The sequence below is a fragment of the Pirellulales bacterium genome (genome assembly GCA_035656635.1).
Lineage (GTDB): Bacteria > Planctomycetota > Planctomycetia > Pirellulales > JADZDJ01 > DATJYL01.
On the sequence record DASRSD010000152.1, the window covers coordinates 35,110 to 57,081 of the forward strand.

Below are 21,972 nucleotides of genomic sequence, written 5' to 3' on the forward strand. Positions count from 1 at the left end.
AATCCGTGCGCGGTTGGTGAATTCAATTCAGCGATCTATCGGAAGCGACGACGGGCAACCAGGCCGAAGCCGACCAAACCCAAGCCCAACAGCGAAAGCGTCGCGGGCTCGGGAACGGCTTCCAAATCGAGATCGTCAATAAATACGCCGTTGCCGGCAGGTATTGCCTCCTGCGGGAAAACGGCGATGCCAAAAATCTGTATCGATTGGGCACCAGCCGGAGCGGTAAAAATACCAGTGTCCAGCGCAATCCATTGGCCCACGGGGCTGTTGGAATCAATGTGGTTGGAAAACTTCGCGTTGGTTGCTCCAGTTTCCACCGTGCCCAGGTTAGCGCCGGTGGCATTGTCGCCGGAAAAGAACGTCGCTTGAACACCCGCGAAATCGGTGCCATTGTTCGATGCACCTGGGGGAACAAGCTGCCCGGTTGTCATTCCCCACCCAGTGAGATCGAACTTCGCGCCGGCGATAACGCCAATATTGAAAGTTTCAAACGCCAGAGGAACGCCCGAGGCAGCGCCCGCTCCGCCGTTGGTAACGTTCAAAGAATTATTGCCGGTGTGTGAGTCGGCAGGAGTGGTGTTTAATGCCGCGCCGTTTGCAAAGTTCCAGCCCCCTGTATTTTCGGGGCCAGACGCGGTTCCCAATTCAAAGCTCGGATCAACGGCCAGATTGGCCGCCGAAACGACTCTCCCAAACACAAAAGATACAATCCCCAAAGCGCCCGCGCAGACCAACGCGCGCCGAAATTGACGGAAGGCCATAAGATTCCTCCACCCAGTTGGAAATGACGTTGTCGCACGCAATAGAGATTGCGCGGCCTCCGAGTTCCGTCGCTCCAGTACGTAAGCTAATACACAGCAACACCGCTGTCAAGGAATTTGCGCAAGTTGCGTAAAAAGAAGTTATTGCGACGATTGGCCAGTGCAAATGCCGGTTCAAAAGCCGGAGAATACAGCCAAAGTGCTGCCGGATCAGCAGAAACGATGGGCGGATGCATCAGGCTGCTACGGGAGCACGACCGGCGTGCCGTCCATTCGATTTGCCAGTTGCCAATGGACTAGCCGGTCGACGGTGTAACCGATCGTCTGCACAGAGCCATCGCACATCACAAATTGGCAGCCAGACGGGTGCGCGGCGCCAAAGTTTGGAGCTTCGTACCTGAGAAATCCGGCCGACCCAGGGGTGTCGGCGGGGTTGGTGTCATTGGCATCCCTCACAGGCGGAAAAAATTTTGTTCCCGTCGTATCTGCGGCAATTATCGCCTCTGTCGGTAGGGTAGGCTCGCCTGCATCCGACGGCGTTCCCCCATAGTAGTTAGATGCAAAGCGAACGCTGTCATAATCGTATCCTCGGTACATCGTATTGTCGTCCCCATAATTCCTGTTATTCACAGTGAGTGCCGTTGAATCGTACTGCTGCGGCTGCAACGACTTTTCTCCAACCAGGTACGTTTTCGTTAGACCATCCGGTATTTGCCTCAGGCTAAAAGGGTTCGCAGGGTAAAAGACACCCGTGTTCCCGTATATGCCCGCAAAAAATGCTGCAGCGGTCTTACCTGCAGCGGTAGGTCCGCCCGGTGGCAGTACAGTCGCGCAGCAATCCGTAGGGTTGACTTGGCCGTGGGCGGTGACGCCGCTACCAAAAAGGGTTCCTGCGTTGCCCGCATAATCCGATTTCGCCCCGCCTAAGCTCGTCAACAAGGTGAGGTTGAAGTTCGTGGGATAGTTACCGGGATTGGCTTGGGAGTCGAAAACGACTCCCACCGTAGCGCCGCGCCGTGAAGGACAATTGAGCACCGCGATCCCCTGCGCCTGCATTTGGGCCAAAACATCGTATTTCCCGCCCGTCCCGCCTCCTGAAAAAGCCATTCCCTTGCCCATATCGTGAATCTGTTGTTCTTCCATGAAAGGCAGCAGCGAATAAAGCCAGCCACCCGGCTGATTGGCCCCATAGCCGGCATCTGGATCGCCGGTCCAGTTATATGACCAGCCGGCGGTGGGAAAGATTTTGTAAATGGAAAGATGATTTTGCGCGGCCAGGCCAATCTGCTTTAAATTGTTCCGGCATTGAGAACGGCGCGCAGCTTCGCGCGCAGCTTGTACGGCGGGGAGCAACAAGGCAATCAAAATCCCGATGATTGCAATCACAACAAGCAACTCGACCAGCGTAAATCCCATTTCACGCGGCCGCACTTTGCGACGTTTCACAGAATTCTCCTCCCCCGAGCAATCGATAAACCGGATAATTGGGTGCAGCCGCGCATCACAGAAAAGCCGCTGCAAAAACAGCGTACCACCCCGTGGCGTTTGGCTGCAAATATCCCCTCAATTTGTCGACCGCTCCCTGACGGCGGCAAACTTAAAGCATTTGCTTTTCACCTGCTCGTCTTCCCGGCTTGTGCATTATCTTACCCCGAGGCACGGCCAAAATGCAAGTAATATATTTCGAGGGTCCTGGGACCAATTTGAATTTTACGCGGCCGAACCCGCTCGGCCCGCCACCATCGGGCTAGGTACACATTGTCTCCTTTCGGCCATGCCTCTGGCGGCACGCCAAACTTCACAAATTCCGGCAAAATTAGTTCAGCTGCCGGGCAAGTTTCTCCCCCCGCCTGTTAAGATCCGCACAATCGCTGTGCCAATCAATTTTTTCTTGAGCCCGCTCCGATGAAACCCAGAGCATGGCCGCACGGATGCCCGGACCAATCGGCCCAACCTTCAAGGATGATTTGCATGCTTTCCGACTTTAATCCTGCTTCTGCCGCGCGCCGGCGGATCGGCCGGCGGAAGTTGCCCACCACATTTCGGGCTACCCTGTGGGGCGCCGCGCTGGGGGCTCTGGCGTTTTGGCCTACTAAGCTTCAGGCCCAAGTTTTAGTGCCCGGCGCCGGCCAGCAACTGACGCAAGTCGGCGACGATTTTGAAGACCCCAAGTGGGAATACATTGCCAACGAGCCCAAAAGCAGCGAAGAGCAAGATCACCAGGAACGGCTTCCCTCGGGCCACTCGACCAATGGCCGTTGGGCCGAAGGCCTGAAGCGCGGCCAGCCCGATGTGGTGAAGCGCGTGGCCACGCCGCCCGGCGGCATCCCCAGCAGCAAAGGCTCCATGCTGCTCATGTCTTTGTACACCGGCGTGCCGGGTGTGTTCAGCGGACAAACGCATCAGGACGATTTTATTGGGCTAGTCGATCAGCGCATTGGCGGATCAATTTCCGTTTCCCGTTCACCCAGCGTGGTGGCGCATGTGTACGTTCCCACTTGGGCCAAGTGGGAACGGCGCGACGGCAACTCGTTTTGCTTCCGCGCCGCTTGCGATGCCTACACCACCAAAGCTTCCAAAAGCTTTTTCGGCTTTGGCGGCAGCCAAACGGTCCTCGACGAATACTGGCCCGGCATGATGTTTTATTTCCATCCAGGCGACGGACAAAAGACCAAGGATTATTGCACGCTGCGCGTGCGGGCCGGAATGAATGGCGCCGATTACAACGCGGTGGATATTAAAGAGCCGGGCTGGTGGACGCTGGGAATGTCGTTCACGCCCGACGGCCAAATTCATTACTTCGCGCATGCCGGCGTCGATCCGCTGACCGCCAAAGATCGCATTGCCAGCGAAACGCCTTACGGCATGCGGTGTGAGCACTTCAAGTGCTTTTTCTTCGACGTGCTCAACGGCGACAACGGCAACTGGTCTACCCCCTGGGTCGTGGACGATTGCTTTGCCTACACCGCGCGGTAGTGAACAACGTGGGCGCAGTGATTGGGGCGGAGCGTACTATGGTTCGCTGCGTGCTGGGTCGCGCATCAAGCAGCTGCCGTGAGCCCGCGGCGACGGCGCACATAAAAAAGCACCGCCAGGCCGCCCAAGCCAAGCAGCGTTATGCTGCCCGGCTCGGGGACCTGGCTGATGCTTCCCCCCCCGCCCAGCAATATATTCAGCAAGCTTTGCAAATCGATGTTGTTCACCACGCCGTCATGGTTTAAATCGCCAACAAATTTCAGATAATCGCCGTTCAGGCCGAACTTGGTCTCGTAGCCGGTTAAATTCGTCAGCGCTTGCTCCATCGCCGTGATGTCGCTGCTGTCGACGTGGCCGTCGAAATTCATGTCGCCCAAAATCGGCGATTCGGTCCGAACGGTTTCGCTGTTCGGGTTGCCCAGCATGTTCATCACGGCCTGAATGTACGAAAGCCCGCCGCTTAGCCCGGTGGACGAAGCCAAATACGCCGGCACCAAGGTATCGCCGGAGACATTAATATTCACATTGTCGGACGAGCCTTCAAACCAGTGCACGCCTAATATCGCCGGCGAAGATCCGCCGTACAGGAAAAAGCTTGGGCCGCCGGAATCGCCAACTTCCACTTGCGATTCGTCCGGGCCCACGCCCGGGTTGTCGTAGGAGTATTCGTAAACGGTGCCCCCTTTGGTATGGTCCACGTTCGCCACGCCTACCTGAGAAGAGTTGTAATAATGCGCTGTGCCTGAGTTAATCACGTTCCGGCCCAGCCGCTGCGTGGCTTGCGTGCCATAAGGATAGGTAACCTCGTCAGGCGTATCCGAGAGGCCAAACGTTTCTACACCGAGCCCGCCCGATTGATCGCCGTATTGGCTGACAAACGGCAGCGACAAAATCGGATACGTGGCGACATTGCTGCTCACCGGCGTGCTCAGTTTGCCAATCCACAAATCGCCTTGGGCGCCTTGTGCGCTAGGAAATGCCACTTCCACGGCCTGCCCGCCGGTAACCGTTTCGTCTTCGTAGCTGGTGCCGCCGGCATTGTTCGTGTAATAAAACCGCACGGTGTCGCCGGTCGCCGGATGAAAATGGTACGCGCTGACAAAAAAGCTGGGCGAAATCATCGTGGCCCAGTAATCGTAATAGCCCCCGCTGGCATTCACACCGTTAATGTAGTCGTTGGACGTGGGAACCGTGCGCCCCACCCCCGACCAAACATAGGGAGTGCTGGGCACATTCACCGGCGGGCCGCCCGGCCAATTCGCCGGATTGCCAATGAAACTGGAGCTGTTGTCGAAGCGGTCGTAATTGGAGGCCGGGGCCGTGCTGTTTTGAATCCCCTGAATTTGCTCTGCCCCGCGGGCTGTGGAGATGGCTGCCGCCGTGGCCCCAAAACAAAGCGAGGCACAGGCCAGGAAGCGCGCTCCCCGGCGCCAGCCACTGGAAAAGCAAGTGGTGCGGTGTGAATTCTGCATGCGGCCGATCTGCCGTCCTCTGCTTGGGCCACTGCGTTGGTGTTTGACCGGCGGGCGCAACGAAAAGGGATTGGCCTACGCCACGCGGTCCCCAAGCCTGTTTCCACGGCCTTGCCTACCTTCCATGGTACCCAGCAATTGCACAGTGGGCAATGAATTAACGGTGAAGGTCCTGGCTTAATTTAGATCAGAGATAATGTAGTGACGGCTGTCCTCAGCCGTTTTCCTCGAATATAAAGCATGGTGGCTGAGGACAGCCACCGCTACATTTTTCAAATTAAGCCACGACCACGGTGAAGAGCGGCTCAAAAATCCCGTTTAAGTGGCTAGAGCAAACGTCAATTTGGTGTAAATTTCAAATTAGCCGGACAGCCACGCCGTCCGGTCCGGATGCTATGAGCATCCGGCTGCCCGCTTAGATTCTGGCCATGGCCTGATTTGACGATGTAGTGACGGCTGTCCTCAGCCGTTGCGGGTTAACCAAAACGACGGCGACGAGCCACTGCCGCTAGTGCCAGGCCTCCGCAGCCCAGCAGCACCAGGCTGGCCGGCTCGGGCGTGTTTCCGATAATAACCACATTATCAAACGAAGAATTAGTCCCCTGATTGCCTCCGGAGGAGTCGGCGAAGTATGTCGAGTTATCGATGTACAGATTTAAGTGGTCGATGTCGAAACCACCGTTAAACACCCACTTCTCCGTGGCCACCACTTCGAAGGTGCCCGTCATGCCCAGCGCTACGCCATCTGCCGGGTCGGAGTCGACTGCACCGGGTGTGGAAAACAACGTGCAGGCAATTGCATCAAAATCGCTATCCGGAGTAGCGCCAAACACCGGCTTAGGGAACCATGCATTGGTGTTGGAAGCACCATCCACGTTTAGATTTGGTTTTACAGTGGAATATCCGTCCACACCAATGCTTGTTGCGAATGATGTCGAATTTGCTTGCGTTGCCCCGGACTGTGTACCAAAGTTCGCTTTGCCTGTCCCGACACTAACCACATCGAAGCTGGCTGCCGCAATACCGTTGGGTGCATCGCTCTTCACAAGAATTTCAATCGTATGAACACTGCCGGGAGTGGTGTTTGACACACTTAAGTCGATCAGTTCTCCGGTGATGGTTGCCGCCTGCAAACGTGATAATCCGGCGAACAGAATTGCCGTGGTCAAAATCAATTTGCGCATGAGAGAGCTCCTTTGTGCTAGAAGAATTAGGGCTCCCTCTGTTCCAACTGCAAACCACTATATCAGCGGTTCAATCGCCTGTCGCGATTTTAGTTCCCTGAAAAATGAAGCGCAACGAAAAAGGCCCGGTCGAATTCGACCGGGCCTTTTGGAGCTTTCAACAATTCAAATCGGGGTCAACAAGGGAACTAGGCACGACGGCGACGGGCACACAAGGCCAAGCCGAGGCCGCCCAATCCCATCAAAATCATACTGGCCGGTTCGGGAACAATCGTCACCGAAAGAGGGCCGGCCGAAGCGACCGTATCATAGTTGGGATTGGTTCCTGAAAGGCCACCTGTGGCATCCGCGAAAAATGTCGGGTGATCGATATACAAGTTTAAGGTTTCCGACGCATTGAACACCCACTTTTCGGTCCCCACAACTTCAAAGCCACCCGTCATACCCAAAGCAAGGCTGTCGCCTGGATCCGAATCTACAGCACCGGGAGTTGAAAAGACAGTAGCCGCAATAGCGTCAAAGTCACCATCCGCTGTTGCGCCCGTAACAGGTTTGGGGAACCAGGCCGACGAGTCGCTGACGCCGTCAGTCGACAGGCTTGGCTTAACAACTGAGTATCCGTCCCCAGTAATGCTTGCTGCAAATGTCGTCGAATTTGCCTGGCTCGCACCAGACTGCGTTCCAAAGTTCGCCTTCTGCGTGCCAGCGCTGACGACATCGAAACTCGCCGAGGCAATGCCGTTGGGCGTATCGCTCTTCACCAGAATTTCAATCGTATGAACACTGCCGACAGTCTGGTTCGACGCACTTAGATCAATCAGCTCACCGGTAATGGTCGATGCTTTTACACTGCTGGCGACAAAAACCACTGCCGCCGCAAGAACAAGAATCCGCCGCATGTTGTAGCTCCTTATGAACCTGGTTGTTTTCACTTGCAATTCCCTGGTAAATATTTGTTTCCTATTACCGCTTTTTACGGACCCCGATTTTGTTGATTATAATCCCACCTCCGGCCATTGCAAGCACATTTTGGTTGCCTCTTCTGTTTTAGTGTTCCTAATTCCCTAAATGACTCATTCCACAAGCGCCTCTATCAAACCCAAATTACTATATTGCTACTGCATGATATGATTTTAGCCAGATTTTACTTATTTCTCCTAGGCCACATTCTTGCGGCGGCTGCGAACCAGCAGCGCTACCGTTCCCAAGCCCAACAGCACGAAGCTAGCCGGTTCGGGCACGCCCGAAATCGACGAGCTGCCGACGATCGACTTTTGCCAGTTGGCCACATTCGTCACAATGTTGATGTCGCCGAGATTTACCTGACCATCACCGTTCACATCGCCATTTAGGCCACCCCATGTTCCTGGTTTCTGCCAGTTGGCGACATTGGTGATCAGGTTGATATCGCCCAAGTCAGTCGTCCCGTTAAGATTGGCATCGCCAGCAAGCGCGACCCGCACGGAGGTGCTGCCCAAGGTGTACTTGGCATTGGCACCGCCGTTGGGGCCAATATCGGTAGCTCCTTGAGCGATGGCCGGGTTGCCTTCGCTAATCGCCAGGTTGGCCGTGCCGAAGCCGGTCACGCTTAAATCGACTTCGCCCGCCAGGAAATAGGACACGCCAGCAATCGTCAACGATTGCGGATCTTTGCCGGCGCCAAGCGTCGCGCCCGCATTGACGTTTTCCAAACCGCGATAGGAAGCAGGATCGCTAGTCACTACGGGAGGAGTGGCGCCGCTGAGGGCCACCGAGTTACCAATGGCGTTCACGTCAGCAATGGAGCTGGTCGGCGAAATGCTGCCGGCGGTAATGGTAGTAACATTATCCCACCGAGTAGTCGGTGCGCTGACAGGAAAAGTTACGTTGCCCAGGCTGGGATTGTACATCGATGCGCCATTCAAGAGAAACACGTTGGCAGTGGGAGGACTGAAACCAGGTACCAGAGTTTGGCCCGACACGGTGTACGTTAGACCCATACCGGCGGCTGAATTGGGAACCGGGTTGGTATTGCCGTTAATAGTTTCGTTGGTGAAGCCCAGCGATTGGGGAGCAATTTCGTCGCCGGTGTTGGCGGTGACCCAAACATACAGCGGAGCGGTGAAGGCCGCTTGGCCGATTTGGCGACCAATAATATCGCCATACAGCGGATTGGTATTGCTGGTTGACAGGATCATGGTGTCCTGCGCCCAAGCAGAGGCGGCAAACGCTCCCACAATTGTTGCAGCCAGCATTGTCTTCATCATGCGATTCATAAGCCTGACTCCACCTCTGTTGATGATATGGTTGTGGTCCAGAGAATTACGGTAGAAAAACTTCCCCCCCCCGGGAAATACACCCAATCCGCTCAGAACTTCTCACAATCTACTCAGACGTTACAAGCATTGCAAGTGTTTTGCTACCACGGCATCAGGAAAAATGGAAAAAGTTGGAAACCAGGGCTAAACGCGGGACTAACATTCGTTTTGACGCTTGCGGGAGCCGCCGGAAGAGATGCCAGTTTTTGGCTGGTTTTTCATGGCTTTACCCCCCGAGTGATGGAACGGTGGCGGTGGAAAATCCCTAATCTGAGCGGAATAAATCGCCCCAGGCTAACCGGAAAAAACTTTTACGAAACCGCCACCGGAACCTCGGCCCCGGGCAGGTGAATGCTAAACACACTCCCCCCTCCTGGCGTACTGTTGACCGAAACACGCCCGCCGTGGGCCTGCACAATGTGCTTGACAATGGCCAAACCCAGGCCTGTCCCCCCCAATTTGCGGCTGCGGGCGCGATCGACCCGATAAAACCGTTCGAACAAACGCGGCAAATGCTCGGCGGCAATGCCGCAGCCTTGATCGTGCACGGCAATGACAACTTCCGGCGCAATGCTTTTCCGCGGCGCGCCGTGCGCGGCAGCGCTGGCTGCTTCTGCCATGTGCGCTTCGACCAGCACCTGGCTGCCGGGCTCGCTGTACTTCACAGCATTGTCGATAAGGTTGGTCACCGCTTGCTCCAACAGCGGCGCGTTGATTGGCGCCAGCGCAGATTCCTGGCAAGCCACCACAATTTCGATGTTGCGCGCCGCCGCCTGCGGTTGGCAATTGCTGGCCGCCGCTTCCAGCACCGGCGCCAACGGCGCAACCGCCAGCGGCAAATTCACAGCCTGCTCGCTTTGCTCGATCTTCGACAGGCTGAGCAAATCTTCGATGATGTTGTTGAGCCGCTCCGCATGGCTGGCGATAATTCGCAAAAACCGTTGGGCATCTTCCGGATGCGCAAGCGCCCCGTCCAGCAGTGTTTCGACAAAGCCTTTGATCGAGGCGATGGGAGTTTTCAATTCGTGCGACACGTTGGCGACAAAATCTCGTCGCAAGTTTTCCAAATGCCGATAGCGGGTGACATCGTTCAGCACAATGACTGCGCCCACCGTTCGGCCGGCGGCATCGCGCAGGGCCGTGCCCCGGGCTTGCATAATGCGCTGGCCTTTGCCGTGCAGCACGATGTCATCTTCGATGGGATCGGGCGAATTCAAGGCGCGGGTGGCAAACCGCCGCAGATCGGCATTGCGGAGCACTTCCTGTAAATTCCTGCCCGGCAGTTCTTCCTGCGCGCCGCCGATGAGCGCCGCAGCAGCGGAATTGAGCGTGATGACGCGCTGCTCCGAATCAACGGCCAACACGCCTTCCACCATGCTGGCCAGCACGGCTTCCTGCTCGTGCCCCTGCCGGCCAAGGCGCACGGAGCGCTCTTCCAGTTGCTGCGCAATTTTGGCCAGCGACGCCGCCAGCTCCGCCAGTTCTGCAATTTCTGACCGCGGCAATTTGGGCAGCGGCTGCCCCTGCGAAAGCAATTGTGCCCCCGCGCTTAGCAATTGAACTTGCCGGCCGCTGCGGGCCGACAACCACCAACCGAGCAGCCCAGCGCCCGCGCCGACCACGATTATGCCAACCAAAAGGGACCGCAAGCTATCGTGGTACACTTGCTGCAACTCGGTGGCCGATTTTGCCGCCCGAACCGCCCCAATGATTTTCCCTTCCCGCAAAAGCGGCACAGCCACGTACAGCATTTGCTCGTTGCGAGTGGTGCTGTAACGAGTTTCCGTGCTGATGCGGCCAGCCAGAGCGGCGGCAATTTCCGGCCGGTTGGAATGATTTTCCATTTGCCGCGGATTCTCGCGAGTATCGAACAACACGGCGCCGTCGGCCTGCACCACGGTAATAACGGTGCGCGTGCTTTGGGCGATGCGCGCCACCGCATTGGCGGCGATTTGGTTGCGACTGTCGTCCGCGGCTGCGCTATCAACGACAAGCAGGCTGATTTCGCTGGCGACTAAATTGGCCGCTGCTTCCAGCTCCGTCCGAGCCGCGCGCGTGAGAGACGTATTAAACGCGTGTGCCGCCCACCAGCCAAAGACCATCAACGCGGCCAGGCAAACCACGAAATATCGAACGGCAAGATGCCCAACAAGGCGCTGCATGCGTAAATGACGAAGGAGAAATGACCAGTGACGAATCCGATTCCAAATTTAAGCTCGAAGCGGGGCCGGCGACGTCATTTTCGCAGCAGTAGGGATGATCTTCAACCCGACGTTTAAGCTTTGAGCCTCGCCCTACGTTCGTCATGAAGCTATTCGACATTCGTCATTATTCTTTGAACCGGTAACCCACGCCGCGGACGGTTTCGATGTTGGCGCCAAAATCGCCCAACTTTTTCCGCAGGCCCACCACCTGCACGTCGACGGAGCGTTCCGTCACAGGGTAATCTTCCCCTTTCACCGCGTCGACAATTTGGCCGCGGGTAAATGCCCAGCCGGGCTTGCGGGCCAAAAATTGGAGGAGCCGGAACTCGGTGTACGTCAGATCGAGCGGCGCGCCGTTGAGCAACACTTCGTGCCGGCCAGGGTGAATGTTGAGTTGCCGAATGCGGATAGTGCCCGCCTCGCCCATGCCTTCTTTCGGCTTGCGACGCAGCAGCGCCTTAATGCGGGCCTGCAGCACGCGAGGACTAAACGGCTTGGTAAGATAATCGTCGGCCCCCAGTTCCAGGCCGGCGACCACATCGGCCTCTTCGCTTTTGGCCGTTAACATAATAATCGGAATGTGCTGTGTCTGAGAATCCGATTTCAGCAGCCGGCAAACTTCCAGGCCATCGACGCTAGGCAGCAGCAAATCGAGGACAATTAAATCGGGCAGCCCTTTCCGGGCTTCCTCCAGCGCCTCCTCCCCCGTGGCTACGCACTGCACCCGGTAGCCTTCCTTGGAGAGGTTGTAATTGATCAGTTCGAGCAAATCGTCTTCGTCATCGACGACTAAAATTCGCTCGCGCGTGCTGATACGGGATTTCGCCATCATGACTGTGCTCACGGGACATCCTCCAAATTCAAGCGTTTCTCTTCCTAATACGGTGGCCGGGTGCCCCCGTGGAGCAACCACGCTATCACACACATGTTAGGAATCGGTTAAGCTCTGATATAAATGATGTTGATTGATGCCGGCAGTTTTTATGTCGCGGCACAGCATGCCGGCCAGGTGAGATAGATTATGTAATTAGCCGGCTCTTGGAACAATCGTGTGCCGATATTTGGGCGACGGAGCGTTTCACACGGAGCAGTTCGCACATCAGCCCGACGGTATCAACCGGAAGTTTGGCCCGGTAAAATCCCAACATCCGCGACCGACTTCCGCCCTTCTGTCATGAATTTTTTGTGGCAAAGCCTGGTGAATCTGCCCGCTTGGACGGTGATTCTGCTGGTCCGTATATATCAATGGACGCTTAGCCCGCTGGTCGGGCGACAATGCCGTTTTCAACCGACTTGCAGCAACTATTTTATCGGGGCCGTGCAGAAATATGGCGTGCTGCTGGGAACCGCCAAAGGCATTTGCCGCATTGGACGATGCCATCCCTGGCACACCGGCGGGTACGATCCCCCCTGATTTTCGGCCGCCGCACGCATGGAAAGTGGAATTTGGGCAGCCGTTTGCCAGGCGGCGAATCGTTGGCGGTAATTTATCTCAAATAAATAACGCGAAATCTCAAAGACAAGAACTCGGGCAACTGCTATTTTAACGTTGCGTCGGGTAGCGTTTTCGACAAGTAATTTGCGGATTTTTGCAAAACTTTGGATCGAAGCACGCGCTGGGACGTGAACTCTGTTTGTCAGGGGAAAAATATCAAGATGGCGAGTTTTGCTCGGGAAAACCCGCTTTCGCCTGTCTGATCCGCTGCCAACAAGGAGTTGGAATTGTAGTCCCGCCGGGTAATGCCTAACGGGTTTACAGTACCATCTCTTGATGGTTGTTTTTCCCCCCGAAACCCACGGGATGCAGCCCGTGGGTTTCTCTTTGCGCTGATCGCTTCTGGCGGCCACCCAATGGCACCGGTATGCTAAATCGTTTCCTAACAATTCGCGCCGTTTATCCACACATCGACCTTCAAATTTGGGGGAACTCAATATGCCACTGCTCATCAAAAACGCCGAAATCATAACCGCCGATCAGCGATATAAGGCCGATATTTGGTGCGCCGGCGAAACCATTACCGCCATTGGCACCAACCTTTCCGCCCCGCCGGACGCCGAAATCATCGACGCCGCCGGAAAATACGTCTTCCCCGGGTTCATTGATCCGCACGTCCATATTTATCTGCCGTTCATGGGCACGTTCGCCAAAGACACGTACGAAACCGCCAGCCGGGCGGCGTTGGTCGGCGGCACCACGAGTCTGATCGAAATGGTTTGCCCCGCGCGCAACGACGATCCTGTGGAATCGTACGAATTGTGGAAATCGAAAGCCGCCGGCAAATCGGCCTGCGATTACACATTTCATTTTGGCGTCAGCCGGTTCGATGAAAAATCGCCCGACCAGTTGCGGAAAATTGTGGACGACGGCACGGCCTCGTTCAAAGTGTTTTTGGCGTACAAAGGCGCCTTCAATCTCGACGACACCGAGCTGTTCCGCACCCTGGAGTTGGCCAAGCGCTGGGGCGTGATTGTCACGGCCCACTGCGAAAACGCCGAACTGGTTTCGCAGCTCCAGCAAAAGCTAATTGCCGAAGGCAAAACCGGCACCAAGTGGCACGAGCCTTCCCGCCCGCCGGTGGTCGAGGCCGAAGGCGTGCATCACCTGGCTACTTTTGCCGGGCTCACCGGCGCTCATGTATACGTGGTGCACACTTCCTGCTGCGATGCGCTGCGCGAAGCCCAAGCGGCCCATAACCGCGGCGTGCGAATGTGGGTGGAATCGGTCATCCCGCATTTTGTGTTCGACCGCAGCTATGCCGAAAAGCCGAACTTCGAAGGGGCCAAATACGTGATGTCGCCGCCCTTGCGCGAAAAGCGGCACCAGGAACAACTGTGGAATGCCTTAGCGACGGGACTCGTTAGCACCGTTGCCACCGATCACGCCCCGTTCGATTTCAAAGGTCAAAAGGAAATGGGCAAAAGCGACTTCACCAAAATTCCCAACGGCATTCCAAGCATCGAAGACCGCGTGAACTTGCTCTACAGCTACGGCGTGCGGAAAGGGCGCATCGATTTGCACCGCTTTGTCGATGCTGCCAGCACGCAGGCCGCCAAAATTTTTGGTTTGTTTCCACGCAAAGGCACTATTCAACTTGGCAGTGACGCCGATCTGGTGATATACGACCCGGCGTATCGCGGCAACATCTCCGCCAAAACTCAGCAAATGAATGTCGATTACAGCGCCTTTGAAGGCTGGCCGCTGGAAGGCCGCCCCAGCGCCGTTTCCGTCCGCGGCAAAATCCAAGTCCGCGACGGCAAATTCGTGGGCGACCAAAAACGCGGCCAACAGCTGAAGCGCGAACCGACACATGGGTATAATAATGCTCACGATGACTGATAGGCCCACATTCTTGATGAGACCAAACGCACCGCTGCGGAAAATGGCGGTACTTCACTTGGCGCATCACGTTTTGCTAAGGCAATAGGAATATAAGAATCGGATTGGCTGGGAAAATTCAGCGCCTCTGAGGTGATGCCATGCGGCGGAAGTTTGTAGCGACGGGCTTAGATTGATTTGCTATAATTGAGCGTGAGGCGAATCCTATGCAAGACCAAGAACTTCTCCGGCGAATCGTATCAGACCCCAAAGTTTTGGTTGGAAAGCCAGCCATCAAAGGTACGCGGCTCTCGGTTGATTTTATTCTTAACTTGCTGGCACACGGCGCAACGATCGAAGATATTACGGCCGAATATCAAGGCGTTGTCCAGGAAGATATTCAAGCCTGCTTGTTATTCGCTTCGCAGTCCATTTCGAATACAGCGTTCATGCCTTTGGAGGCGGAGACCACCTAGGTGCGGTTCCTTGTCGATGAATGCACTGGCCCCAGTGTAGCGCGTTGGCTACGCGAACAATCGCACGAAGTGTTTTCTGTATTCGACGAAGCCCGAGGCATGACGGATGACGCTGTCATACGGAAGGCTCATTCCGAGAATTGGATTCTGATCACGAACGACAAGGATTTTGGCGAGAAGGTCTATCGGCAGGGGCAGCCTCATCGCGGGATCATCCTCTTGCGGTTTGTCGACGAAAGATCGGCTGCCAAAATCCAAGCCCTACGAAAGCTGTTGGTTGCATTTGCGAACCAATTGGCCGACCAGTTTGTCGTGGTCACACCATCTCAGGTCCGTTTTGGAGGACCAGCGCATCCATGAAATCCAGCGTTGAGGAAATTCGTCAGCGGTTTGATAGCGAAGTGGAGCGGTTTTCCAACCTGCAAACCGGCCAGTCGGCGACGGTTGATGCGCCCTTGGCGTTGGAATTAATTGCCGCAGCGGCCGCCAGCACCAATCCGCAGGCCAAGCGGTTGTTGGACATCGGCTGCGGGGCGGGCAATTACACGCTGAAATTATTGGAGCGCCTGCCAAAGTTGAATGTCACGCTCATTGACCTGAGCCAGCCCATGCTCGACAAAGCGCAGGTGCGCATTCGCGCCGTCAGCCCAGGCAGTATCCGCGCCCTGCAAGGGGACATGCGCGAAATCGACTTGGGCGAAGCGGCCTTCGACATCATTGTCGCCTCGGCCACATTGCATCATTTGCGCACCGACGATCAGTGGCGCGCCATGTTCGCGAAAATACACCGCGCACTCGTCCCCGGCGGATCACTGTGGATTTTCGATTTAATCGATTATGATCTGCCCAACGTTCGGGAGCTGATGAAGCAGCGTTACGCCGAATATTTAGAAGCGCTGAAAGGGCCTGAATATTGCGCCGATGTGTTTGCTTACATCGAGAAAGAAGACACGCCTAAGTCGCTCATTTTTCAACTAGAATTGCTGCGGGCAGTTGGCTTTCGCACCGTGGAAGTGCTGCACGCCAACTGCTGCTTCGCCGCCTTTGGCGCGGTGAAATAGATCGCATCCCCCTTGAGCGGACAACCGTAAAGACGCACAGCCAAGGGGCCGATCAATCGACGGTTGCAAATAAAAAGGAGCGTCGAACGGCCGTTCGACGCTCCTTGTGTTTTCAGACATTGCAGGCCAGCGCTAGTTCTTGTTCCCTCCTTGCCCGCCACCGGGAGTTCCGCCACCGCCGCCTGGTCTGCGACCACCACCAAAGCCAGGGAATTGAATTGACGCCAAGTCAAACTTCTTCCCCTGCATTTTTTCAAACTTGCTTTTTTGTTCATCGGTCAAAATGGCCAGCGCTTTGTCGCTCTGCTGCGTGCGAATTTCGGTCACCTTCTTTTGCATTTCTTGCCGCTCCTGGTCATCTTGCGGCGGTCCGCCGGAGAACGTGTCCATAATTTTTTGACGCGTATCGTCGGCCAAGTCCTTCAGCTTTCCTTTCTGATCGTCGGTCAGCGCCAATTTATCCGCCACATCGTCACGGCTTAAGGCGCCGGCGCCAGACTGCTGCAAGCTAATTTCGTCGAGCCGGTCCATTTGCTGCGGCAGCAGAATTTCGGCGATCTTTTTGCGATTTTCTTTCGCGCGTTCCTGGACTTTCTTTTGCCGCTCCTCTTGTGAGAGCCCCTGCATCTGTTGAAAGAAATCGCGGCCGCTGGCCATCATATCTTGCTGCAATTTTTGCAAGCTCGTTTTTTGATCGTCCGAAAGCGTCAATTCTGTTTGCACTGACGGCGCCATCAACAAGAACGACGGGTCGCCCCCGCCGCCGCCGAAGCCGCCACCAAAACCGCCGCCCATACCGCCGAATCGACCGCCCCCTTGCCCCTGCCCTTGCGCCAGGGCCGACGAGGCCGACATTACGGCGACCACCGCCATCAGGCATTTTCCGAAGCGCATGCAACACTTCATGACGATCACTCCTTAGAAATTGTTTGGATCGAATTTGAAACGCCCCTGCCAGGCTGATGAAAGGGCGACGCGAATCGATACTGCGACTTTCCGGGCCCAAGAACTGGCCACCGCCGATGCCTAAAAAATCTAACATTTTTCCCAGACGCTGTCTAACAGATTGCCGCAGCAGGGAAAATCTGATGCCTTTTTCTCGGCGATTTGCGAAAATTACCCGATGCCGCCCGGCGTAGCCGCACGGGCTAAGCAAACTCAATCATCCCCGGGCCAGAGCGTCGGTTTGCTTTACAAATTCGTCCCCTTTCCATTCGCTGTCGGCGCGAATGACTTTGCCGTCCTTCGAGGCTGCCGCGGCTTTGGCCTTGCGCGCTTCCGCCTGCCGAGCGACCAAATCGTAATGCGTGGTGAAGTATTGGAGGCTGTGCCCTTTGAAATCGTCCAGCGATTTGAAGTTGTGCTTGTCCATAAACGCCGACAGCTCTTTACACATGTCGTGAATGCAGCGGTAACCCACTTTCATCACATACGTGCAAACCTGCACGGTGTCGCTGCCCAACAGAATGAACTGTGCCGCGTCGTTGCCCGTTTCCACGCCGCCGATGCCCGACAGCGTTCGCCCGGGAAATTCTTTTTTAATCACCTGCGCCACTTCCATGCACATTCGCAGCGCAATAGGCAGCACCGCCTTGCACGAGTATCCGCCGGGCGTGGTGTAACCTTCCACGCTGGGCTCCGGCCGCAGCGTTTCCAAATCGACGCCAATCACACTGCGAATGGTATTGATGGCGCTAATGCCATCGCAACCGGCTTTGAGCGAAGCCCGGGTGGGATCTTCGATGTGCGTGACATTGGGCGTCATCTTCGCCCACACCGGCACTTTGGCCGCGCTCATCACCCAGCGGCATACTTCCGTCAAAATTTCCGGGTTCTCTCCCATCGCCGAACCCATGCGACGTTCCGGCAGGCCGTGCGGGCAGGAAAAATTGCACTCGAAGGCATCCACACCCGCAGCCTGGCAGCGTTCCACAATTTCCACCCAGGCGTCTTTGCGAAATTCCTCCATGATGGAGCAAATCAGCACGCGGTCCGGGTATTTATCTTTCACCTGTTTGAATTCGTCGATCCAGGTATCGAACGGCCGGTCGCTAATTAGCTCGATGTTTTCCCAGCCGATAATTTCCTTCGATTCCGCCGTGCGCAAGCGCCCGTACCGCGGCTGCACGTTAATCACCTTCGACGAATCAAGGCTGACCGTTTTGCAAATGACCGCCCCCCAGCCTTCGTCAAACGCTTTGCCGATGACGTTGGCATTGGTGCCCGGCGGCCCGGAACCAATGACAAAAGGATTGGGGAGTTTCAAACCGTTTACGGTGGTGGATAAATCGGCCATGGTTGTTCAGTGGTAGAGGAGTGGTCAGTGATCGGTTATCAGTGATCAGATTATAAAGCCGCGACCGTTGGTCGCGCTGTTTAATTTTTGTCGGCCGCGGGGCTGTTCATCAAGCCGGCGTAGGCACTGGCCGGGCGGGAAAGGCTGAGGATGATGCCTAGGCCGTCGTTGGGAATCATGATGCCGGCCGAGGTTTGGACGGCATGCGGAATCAAATTCAGCACACCGCCCACGGTGGCCGCCAGCGCCAAGCTTTGCCAGACGATGATGCCATATTGCTCGCTATGACTCAACAGTTGCGGCGGACCGACCAGCCACAAAATCGCCCCGGCCAACAGCAGTTCGATGCCCGGCCCGGCCAAGTAAATCAGCGCGTGCTTGAGCCCCGGCAACCGCAAATCCCGCGGCACCGAACGGGCAAAGCCCTCCAATGGCAATAACTTTAATTCCACACTCGCACTCCCCACTCGAAAACTGGCCACGGGCCGTCCCAGGCCGATCACCACTTGTTCCACCTGCCACCCCAATAATGCCGCCATCAGTGCGTGACCGGATTCATGCAACGCCAGCAGCGGAATCCAAAACAGTACAAACAGCAGCACGCTCAGCTTCACCGGCGCGTAATTGGTACACACCTCGCCGGCGAACAGTCCTAAAATCACCAGCAAAAAAATGGCGTACGCCCTGCGCTCCTGCTTATTCATCGGACCGCGCATTGGACCGGGAGCGTACATAAAGAAAAGACGACGAAATCAGCCCACTGCCACGTCGACATATTCCGACATGGATGTTGGTTGCGGAATAGGTAAACCGGCGCGGCGCATGCCTTCGAAATGGAAATCCAACGCTTCTTGAATGTTCGTCTTCACTTCGTCCAACGTGTCACCGCAGGACACACAGCCTGGAACATCGGGTAAATAGGCGCTGTAGCTCCCATCATTTGCTTTTTCAATGATTGCTAGGTATTTGTCCATCTGAGCCCTCACTTCAATCCCGCCTGTCTAAATATACTATTCAGCGTCTTGGGCGGTACATCGCGGTTCAGTTTTCCCCCGCCGGGAACTGTAACTTTGCCGGGAAGTGTCGGATGTGCATATTGCATGTGACTGCCTTTGGTCGTTTCCAAAATCCAACCCGCTGCTTCAATCTGTTTAATCACATCGCGATACTTCATTATTTCCGCACTTCGATCTCCGTCAAAACTTCGTCCAAGCAATCGACCATGAAGTCGGCATCGTCTATGGTGATGCACATCGGCGGCTTGATGCGCAGCGTGTTGCCGAACAGGCCCCCTTTGCCGATCAGCAGCCCGCGGTGCTTGCACATTTCCAACACGTCGGCGGCTTCGGTATTGGCGGGCTCCTTGGTTTTGCGATCGCGCACCAATTCCACGCCCAGCATCAGGCCCAGGCCGCGCACTTCGCCAATCAGCTTGTGCCGCTCCTGCAATTCTTTCAGCCGATTTTTCAAATGCGTGCCAACTTTCTTGGCGTTGGCTTGAATGTTTTCCTGGTCGATCACTTCCAGCGTGGCCAGGCCTTGCACCATCGAAATGGGGTTGCCGCCATAGGTGTTGAAGTGGATGCGGTTTTTCATCATCTTGGCAATTTCCATCCGTGTGGTGCAGGCGCCCAGCGGCACGCCGTTGCCGATGCCTTTGGCCATGGTGACCATGTCCGGCGTGACGCCGAAATTCTCGAAGCCCCAAAAATGCTCGCCGGTGCGGCCGAAGCCCGTTTGCACTTCGTCGGCAATGCATAGGCCGCCCGCTTTGTGGACAATGTCGTACACAATTTTGAAATACTCCGGCGGCGGCGTCACCGCTCCTCCTACGCCTTGAATCGGCTCAGCAATGAAGGCGGCCATCTGCCCGCTGGTTTCGTACTTAATGACATTCTCCACGTCGTGGGCGCATTTCAGGCCGCAACTGGGATATTCCAATCCGTACGGGCAGCGGTAACAGTAGGGGGCCAGCGCGTTTTTCACGCTGATCGTGGGATTAGTTTTGAACTTCCACGTGCTGTGGGCCGTTAGTGCCATCGTGGCCTGCGTGCCGCCGTGGTAGCCGTTGCGCAGGCTGATGACTTCGCTGTTGCCGGTGAATTCGCGCGAGGAAAGAATCGCAATTTCGTTCGCTTCGCTGCCAGAATTGGTGAAATATGTGACCGAAAGATTGCTCCCCTCGGGCATATGCTCGGCTAATTTTTTGCCGAATTGCCCGATGGTGGGATGCAAATAAATTGTGGTCACATGCTGGAGCTTGCCGACCTGCTCCTGCACTTTTTTGACAATCTGCGGATGGCAATGGCCGACCGACACCGTGACAATGCCGGCAAACGCATCGAGATATTGCTTCCCCTTCTCGTCCCACAAATACTGCATTTTCCCTTCGACCAACAGCAGCGGAGCTTTGTAAAACGTCAAGAGGCCGGGCGTGAGATACTGCTGCCGCAGGGCCAGCACTTCCTCGCGGCTGGGGCCTTTGTACGGCGACGGTTTATGATCCGAAATCGGCAACGATGCATGCGTTTGCGTGGCCACGAGTAAATCTCCGACGGAGTTTCTGGTTCGGTTCCGATGTTTCTCACCCGATTTTAACGGGTGCTGGCCGGCTCCGCTACGCCGCTGGGCTGCCCGCGGTGGCCGCAGCCGTCAGGACCATCGCCGAGTGTTTCCAAACCCACCTTTTGGATGACACCGAGAATTACGTGGTTCCCATTTCGAGGGGACTTCAATCCCATTGTCCCACGAACCCAAAGCAAATGGCTGGGTAGTGTCCTAATTTGAAATTAGGACACTACCAATGGCTGAGCTTGCTTGACATATTTTTTTGGCCCGGCTATATTTCGGTAGTTAGCGAAATAACGAATTAACGGGCACAGGCCGGGTTCGAATCAGGACGCCATCAACCGCGGATGAACGCTGTCTTTCAAGCCTTGAGCGATCCCACCCGGCGGCAGGTTTTACAACTGCTGCGCAAGCGCGAGATGACCGCCGGCGAATTGGCCGAAAAGTTCCCACTGGCGAAATCGACCCTATCGGGCCACTTCAACATTTTGAAAAACGCCGGCTTAATCGTGGCCGAGAAAAACGGCACCAGCATTAAATACAGCCTGAATTTATCTGTCGTGGAGCAAACCATGGCCGCGGTGATGGATTTGTTCGACGTCGGCAAACCCAACAAAAAGGGAAAACCATGAAACCTACCTGGCGCACCGAATTGCCGCAGTGGATCGTCATCGCCGCCATGTTTGCCGTGGCGGCCTGGGCCTGGCCGCAGCTGCCGGAGCGGATTCCCATTCACTGGAACTTAAAAGGCGATATCGACGGCTATGGCAGCAAGTTCACCGGGTTGCTGTTGTTGCCGATCACGATCCTCGTGCTGTACTGCGTGTTTCGGCTCGTGCATTTGATCGATCCAGGCAAGGAAAACTACGCCACGTTTACCAACGCCTTCACCGCCGTGCGGATGGCGTTTGTGTTTTTTATGACCGGAGTTTATGTCTTTTCGTTGCTGTCGATCTTCGGCTACAAAGTGAATATGACGACGCTGGTGTGTCTCGACACGGGAGCGTTGTTTTTGGTGATTGGCAATTTCATGAGCAAAATCCGGCCCAACTGGTTTGTCGGCGTGCGCACACCGTGGACGCTGTCCAGCAAAATGTCGTGGAACAAAACGCATCGCCTGGCCGGTTGGCTGTTTGTGCTGATGGGTCTGTCAGTGGCGGCGCTGGGAGTGGTTCAAACCACGTGGATGTTCATCTGCATGCTGGTGGTAGTTGTGGGATGCCTGGCCTGGATGACCATCTATTCCTATCTGGTCTATCGCCAAGACCCCGACCGCACTTCCCCGGCCGGCGTTTCGCCAGAGACAATCGTATTACCGGAGGCATCTGAAGAAAGTCGCGTGGATAAATTCACATAGC

General features: G+C 55.8%; 22 protein-coding genes. 7 read left to right on the forward strand and 15 right to left on the reverse strand.

The genetic code is table 11. The features are described from left to right. Positions 1 to 35: 35 nt before the first annotated feature. Both VFE46_15180 and VFE46_15185 read right to left on the reverse strand, forming a co-directional pair. Entirely contained in the window at positions 36 to 764 is a 729-nt protein-coding gene (locus tag VFE46_15180; protein ID HZZ29338.1) for a PEP-CTERM sorting domain-containing protein, read from the reverse strand. 243 nt (positions 765 to 1,007) lie between these two features. Next, positions 1,008 to 2,210, reverse strand: coding sequence for a DUF1559 domain-containing protein (locus VFE46_15185; GenBank protein ID HZZ29339.1), 1,203 nt, complete (start codon positions 2,208 to 2,210; stop codon positions 1,008 to 1,010). Positions 2,211 to 2,735: 525 nt separating this feature from the next. Between VFE46_15185 and VFE46_15190 the strand changes: the two genes are divergently transcribed. Further along, positions 2,736 to 3,740, forward strand: coding sequence for a hypothetical protein (locus tag VFE46_15190; protein ID HZZ29340.1), 1,005 nt, complete (start codon positions 2,736 to 2,738; stop codon positions 3,738 to 3,740). Positions 3,741 to 3,805: 65 nt separating this feature from the next. On the opposite strand, the gene VFE46_15195 is transcribed toward VFE46_15190, so the two are convergent. The 6 genes from VFE46_15195 to VFE46_15220 form a co-directional block, all read right to left on the reverse strand. Continuing rightward, the gene (locus VFE46_15195) at positions 3,806 to 5,212 is read right to left on the reverse strand and encodes a dockerin type I repeat-containing protein (GenBank protein HZZ29341.1); all 1,407 of its coding nucleotides are present in this window, start codon (positions 5,210 to 5,212) and stop codon (positions 3,806 to 3,808) included. Positions 5,213 to 5,688: 476 nt separating this feature from the next. Further along, on the reverse strand, positions 5,689 to 6,396 hold the full coding sequence (locus VFE46_15200) for a PEP-CTERM sorting domain-containing protein (protein HZZ29342.1): 708 nt from the start codon (positions 6,394 to 6,396) through the stop codon (positions 5,689 to 5,691). A 188-nt stretch (positions 6,397 to 6,584) separates the two neighbouring features. Further along, complete coding sequence (locus VFE46_15205) at positions 6,585 to 7,295, reverse strand: PEP-CTERM sorting domain-containing protein (protein HZZ29343.1); 711 nt, start codon at positions 7,293 to 7,295, stop codon at positions 6,585 to 6,587. Between the two features lie 258 nt (positions 7,296 to 7,553). Continuing rightward, entirely contained in the window at positions 7,554 to 8,651 is a 1,098-nt protein-coding gene (locus VFE46_15210) for a PEP-CTERM sorting domain-containing protein (protein HZZ29344.1), read from the reverse strand. Positions 8,652 to 9,004: 353 nt separating this feature from the next. Further along, positions 9,005 to 10,855, reverse strand: a complete 1,851-nt coding sequence (locus VFE46_15215) for an ATP-binding protein (GenBank protein ID HZZ29345.1) — start codon at positions 10,853 to 10,855, stop codon at positions 9,005 to 9,007. Positions 10,856 to 11,021: 166 nt separating this feature from the next. Next, entirely contained in the window at positions 11,022 to 11,741 is a 720-nt protein-coding gene (locus VFE46_15220) for a response regulator transcription factor (protein ID HZZ29346.1), read from the reverse strand. 330 nt (positions 11,742 to 12,071) lie between these two features. Here VFE46_15220 and yidD point away from each other — a divergent pair, with 330 nt between their 5' ends. The 4 genes from yidD to VFE46_15240 all read left to right on the forward strand — a co-directional run bounded on the left by yidD (position 12,072) and on the right by VFE46_15240 (position 15,750). Beyond that, positions 12,072 to 12,311, forward strand: a complete 240-nt coding sequence (yidD, locus tag VFE46_15225; GenBank protein ID HZZ29347.1) for a membrane protein insertion efficiency factor YidD — start codon at positions 12,072 to 12,074, stop codon at positions 12,309 to 12,311. A gap of 519 nt (positions 12,312 to 12,830) precedes the next feature. Continuing rightward, positions 12,831 to 14,234: a dihydropyrimidinase gene (hydA, locus tag VFE46_15230; GenBank protein ID HZZ29348.1), complete on the forward strand. Its 1,404-nt coding sequence runs from the start codon at positions 12,831 to 12,833 to the stop codon at positions 14,232 to 14,234. A gap of 206 nt (positions 14,235 to 14,440) precedes the next feature. Next, a complete protein-coding gene (locus VFE46_15235) occupies positions 14,441 to 14,689 on the forward strand; it encodes a DUF433 domain-containing protein (GenBank protein ID HZZ29349.1) in 249 nt (82 codons plus the stop codon). Positions 14,690 to 15,045: 356 nt separating this feature from the next. Next, positions 15,046 to 15,750 (forward strand): class I SAM-dependent methyltransferase, encoded by a 705-nt coding sequence (locus VFE46_15240; GenBank protein ID HZZ29350.1) that lies wholly within the window; start codon positions 15,046 to 15,048, stop codon positions 15,748 to 15,750. Between the two features lie 132 nt (positions 15,751 to 15,882). On the opposite strand, the gene VFE46_15245 is transcribed toward VFE46_15240, so the two are convergent. From VFE46_15245 to VFE46_15275, 7 genes are all read right to left on the reverse strand, one after another. Next, a complete protein-coding gene (locus VFE46_15245) occupies positions 15,883 to 16,656 on the reverse strand; it encodes a hypothetical protein (protein HZZ29351.1) in 774 nt (257 codons plus the stop codon). 256 nt (positions 16,657 to 16,912) lie between these two features. Then, complete coding sequence (gene preA, locus VFE46_15250; protein ID HZZ29352.1) at positions 16,913 to 18,046, reverse strand: NAD-dependent dihydropyrimidine dehydrogenase subunit PreA; 1,134 nt, start codon at positions 18,044 to 18,046, stop codon at positions 16,913 to 16,915. A gap of 80 nt (positions 18,047 to 18,126) precedes the next feature. After that, on the reverse strand, positions 18,127 to 18,750 hold the full coding sequence (locus VFE46_15255) for a M50 family metallopeptidase (GenBank protein HZZ29353.1): 624 nt from the start codon (positions 18,748 to 18,750) through the stop codon (positions 18,127 to 18,129). A gap of 48 nt (positions 18,751 to 18,798) precedes the next feature. Continuing rightward, a complete protein-coding gene (locus VFE46_15260; GenBank protein ID HZZ29354.1) occupies positions 18,799 to 19,020 on the reverse strand; it encodes a type II toxin-antitoxin system HicB family antitoxin in 222 nt (73 codons plus the stop codon). Positions 19,021 to 19,028: 8 nt separating this feature from the next. Then, positions 19,029 to 19,220, reverse strand: coding sequence for a type II toxin-antitoxin system HicA family toxin (locus VFE46_15265; GenBank protein HZZ29355.1), 192 nt, complete (start codon positions 19,218 to 19,220; stop codon positions 19,029 to 19,031). Beyond that, a complete protein-coding gene (locus VFE46_15270; protein ID HZZ29356.1) occupies positions 19,220 to 20,587 on the reverse strand; it encodes an aspartate aminotransferase family protein in 1,368 nt (455 codons plus the stop codon). The genes VFE46_15265 and VFE46_15270 overlap by 1 nt, the downstream gene beginning before the upstream one ends. 53 nt (positions 20,588 to 20,640) lie before the next feature. Further along, positions 20,641 to 20,781 (reverse strand): hypothetical protein, encoded by a 141-nt coding sequence (locus VFE46_15275; protein HZZ29357.1) that lies wholly within the window; start codon positions 20,779 to 20,781, stop codon positions 20,641 to 20,643. A gap of 180 nt (positions 20,782 to 20,961) precedes the next feature. Between VFE46_15275 and VFE46_15280 the strand changes: the two genes are divergently transcribed. Both VFE46_15280 and VFE46_15285 read left to right on the forward strand, forming a co-directional pair. Beyond that, positions 20,962 to 21,246 carry an autorepressor SdpR family transcription factor gene (locus tag VFE46_15280; protein ID HZZ29358.1) on the forward strand — a complete coding sequence of 95 codons (285 nt, stop codon included), beginning with the start codon at positions 20,962 to 20,964 and terminating at the stop codon, positions 21,244 to 21,246. After that, positions 21,243 to 21,971, forward strand: coding sequence for a DUF1648 domain-containing protein (locus VFE46_15285; protein HZZ29359.1), 729 nt, complete (start codon positions 21,243 to 21,245; stop codon positions 21,969 to 21,971). Before VFE46_15280 ends, VFE46_15285 begins: the two co-directional genes overlap by 4 nt. The last annotated feature ends 1 nt before the right edge of the window (position 21,972 follow it).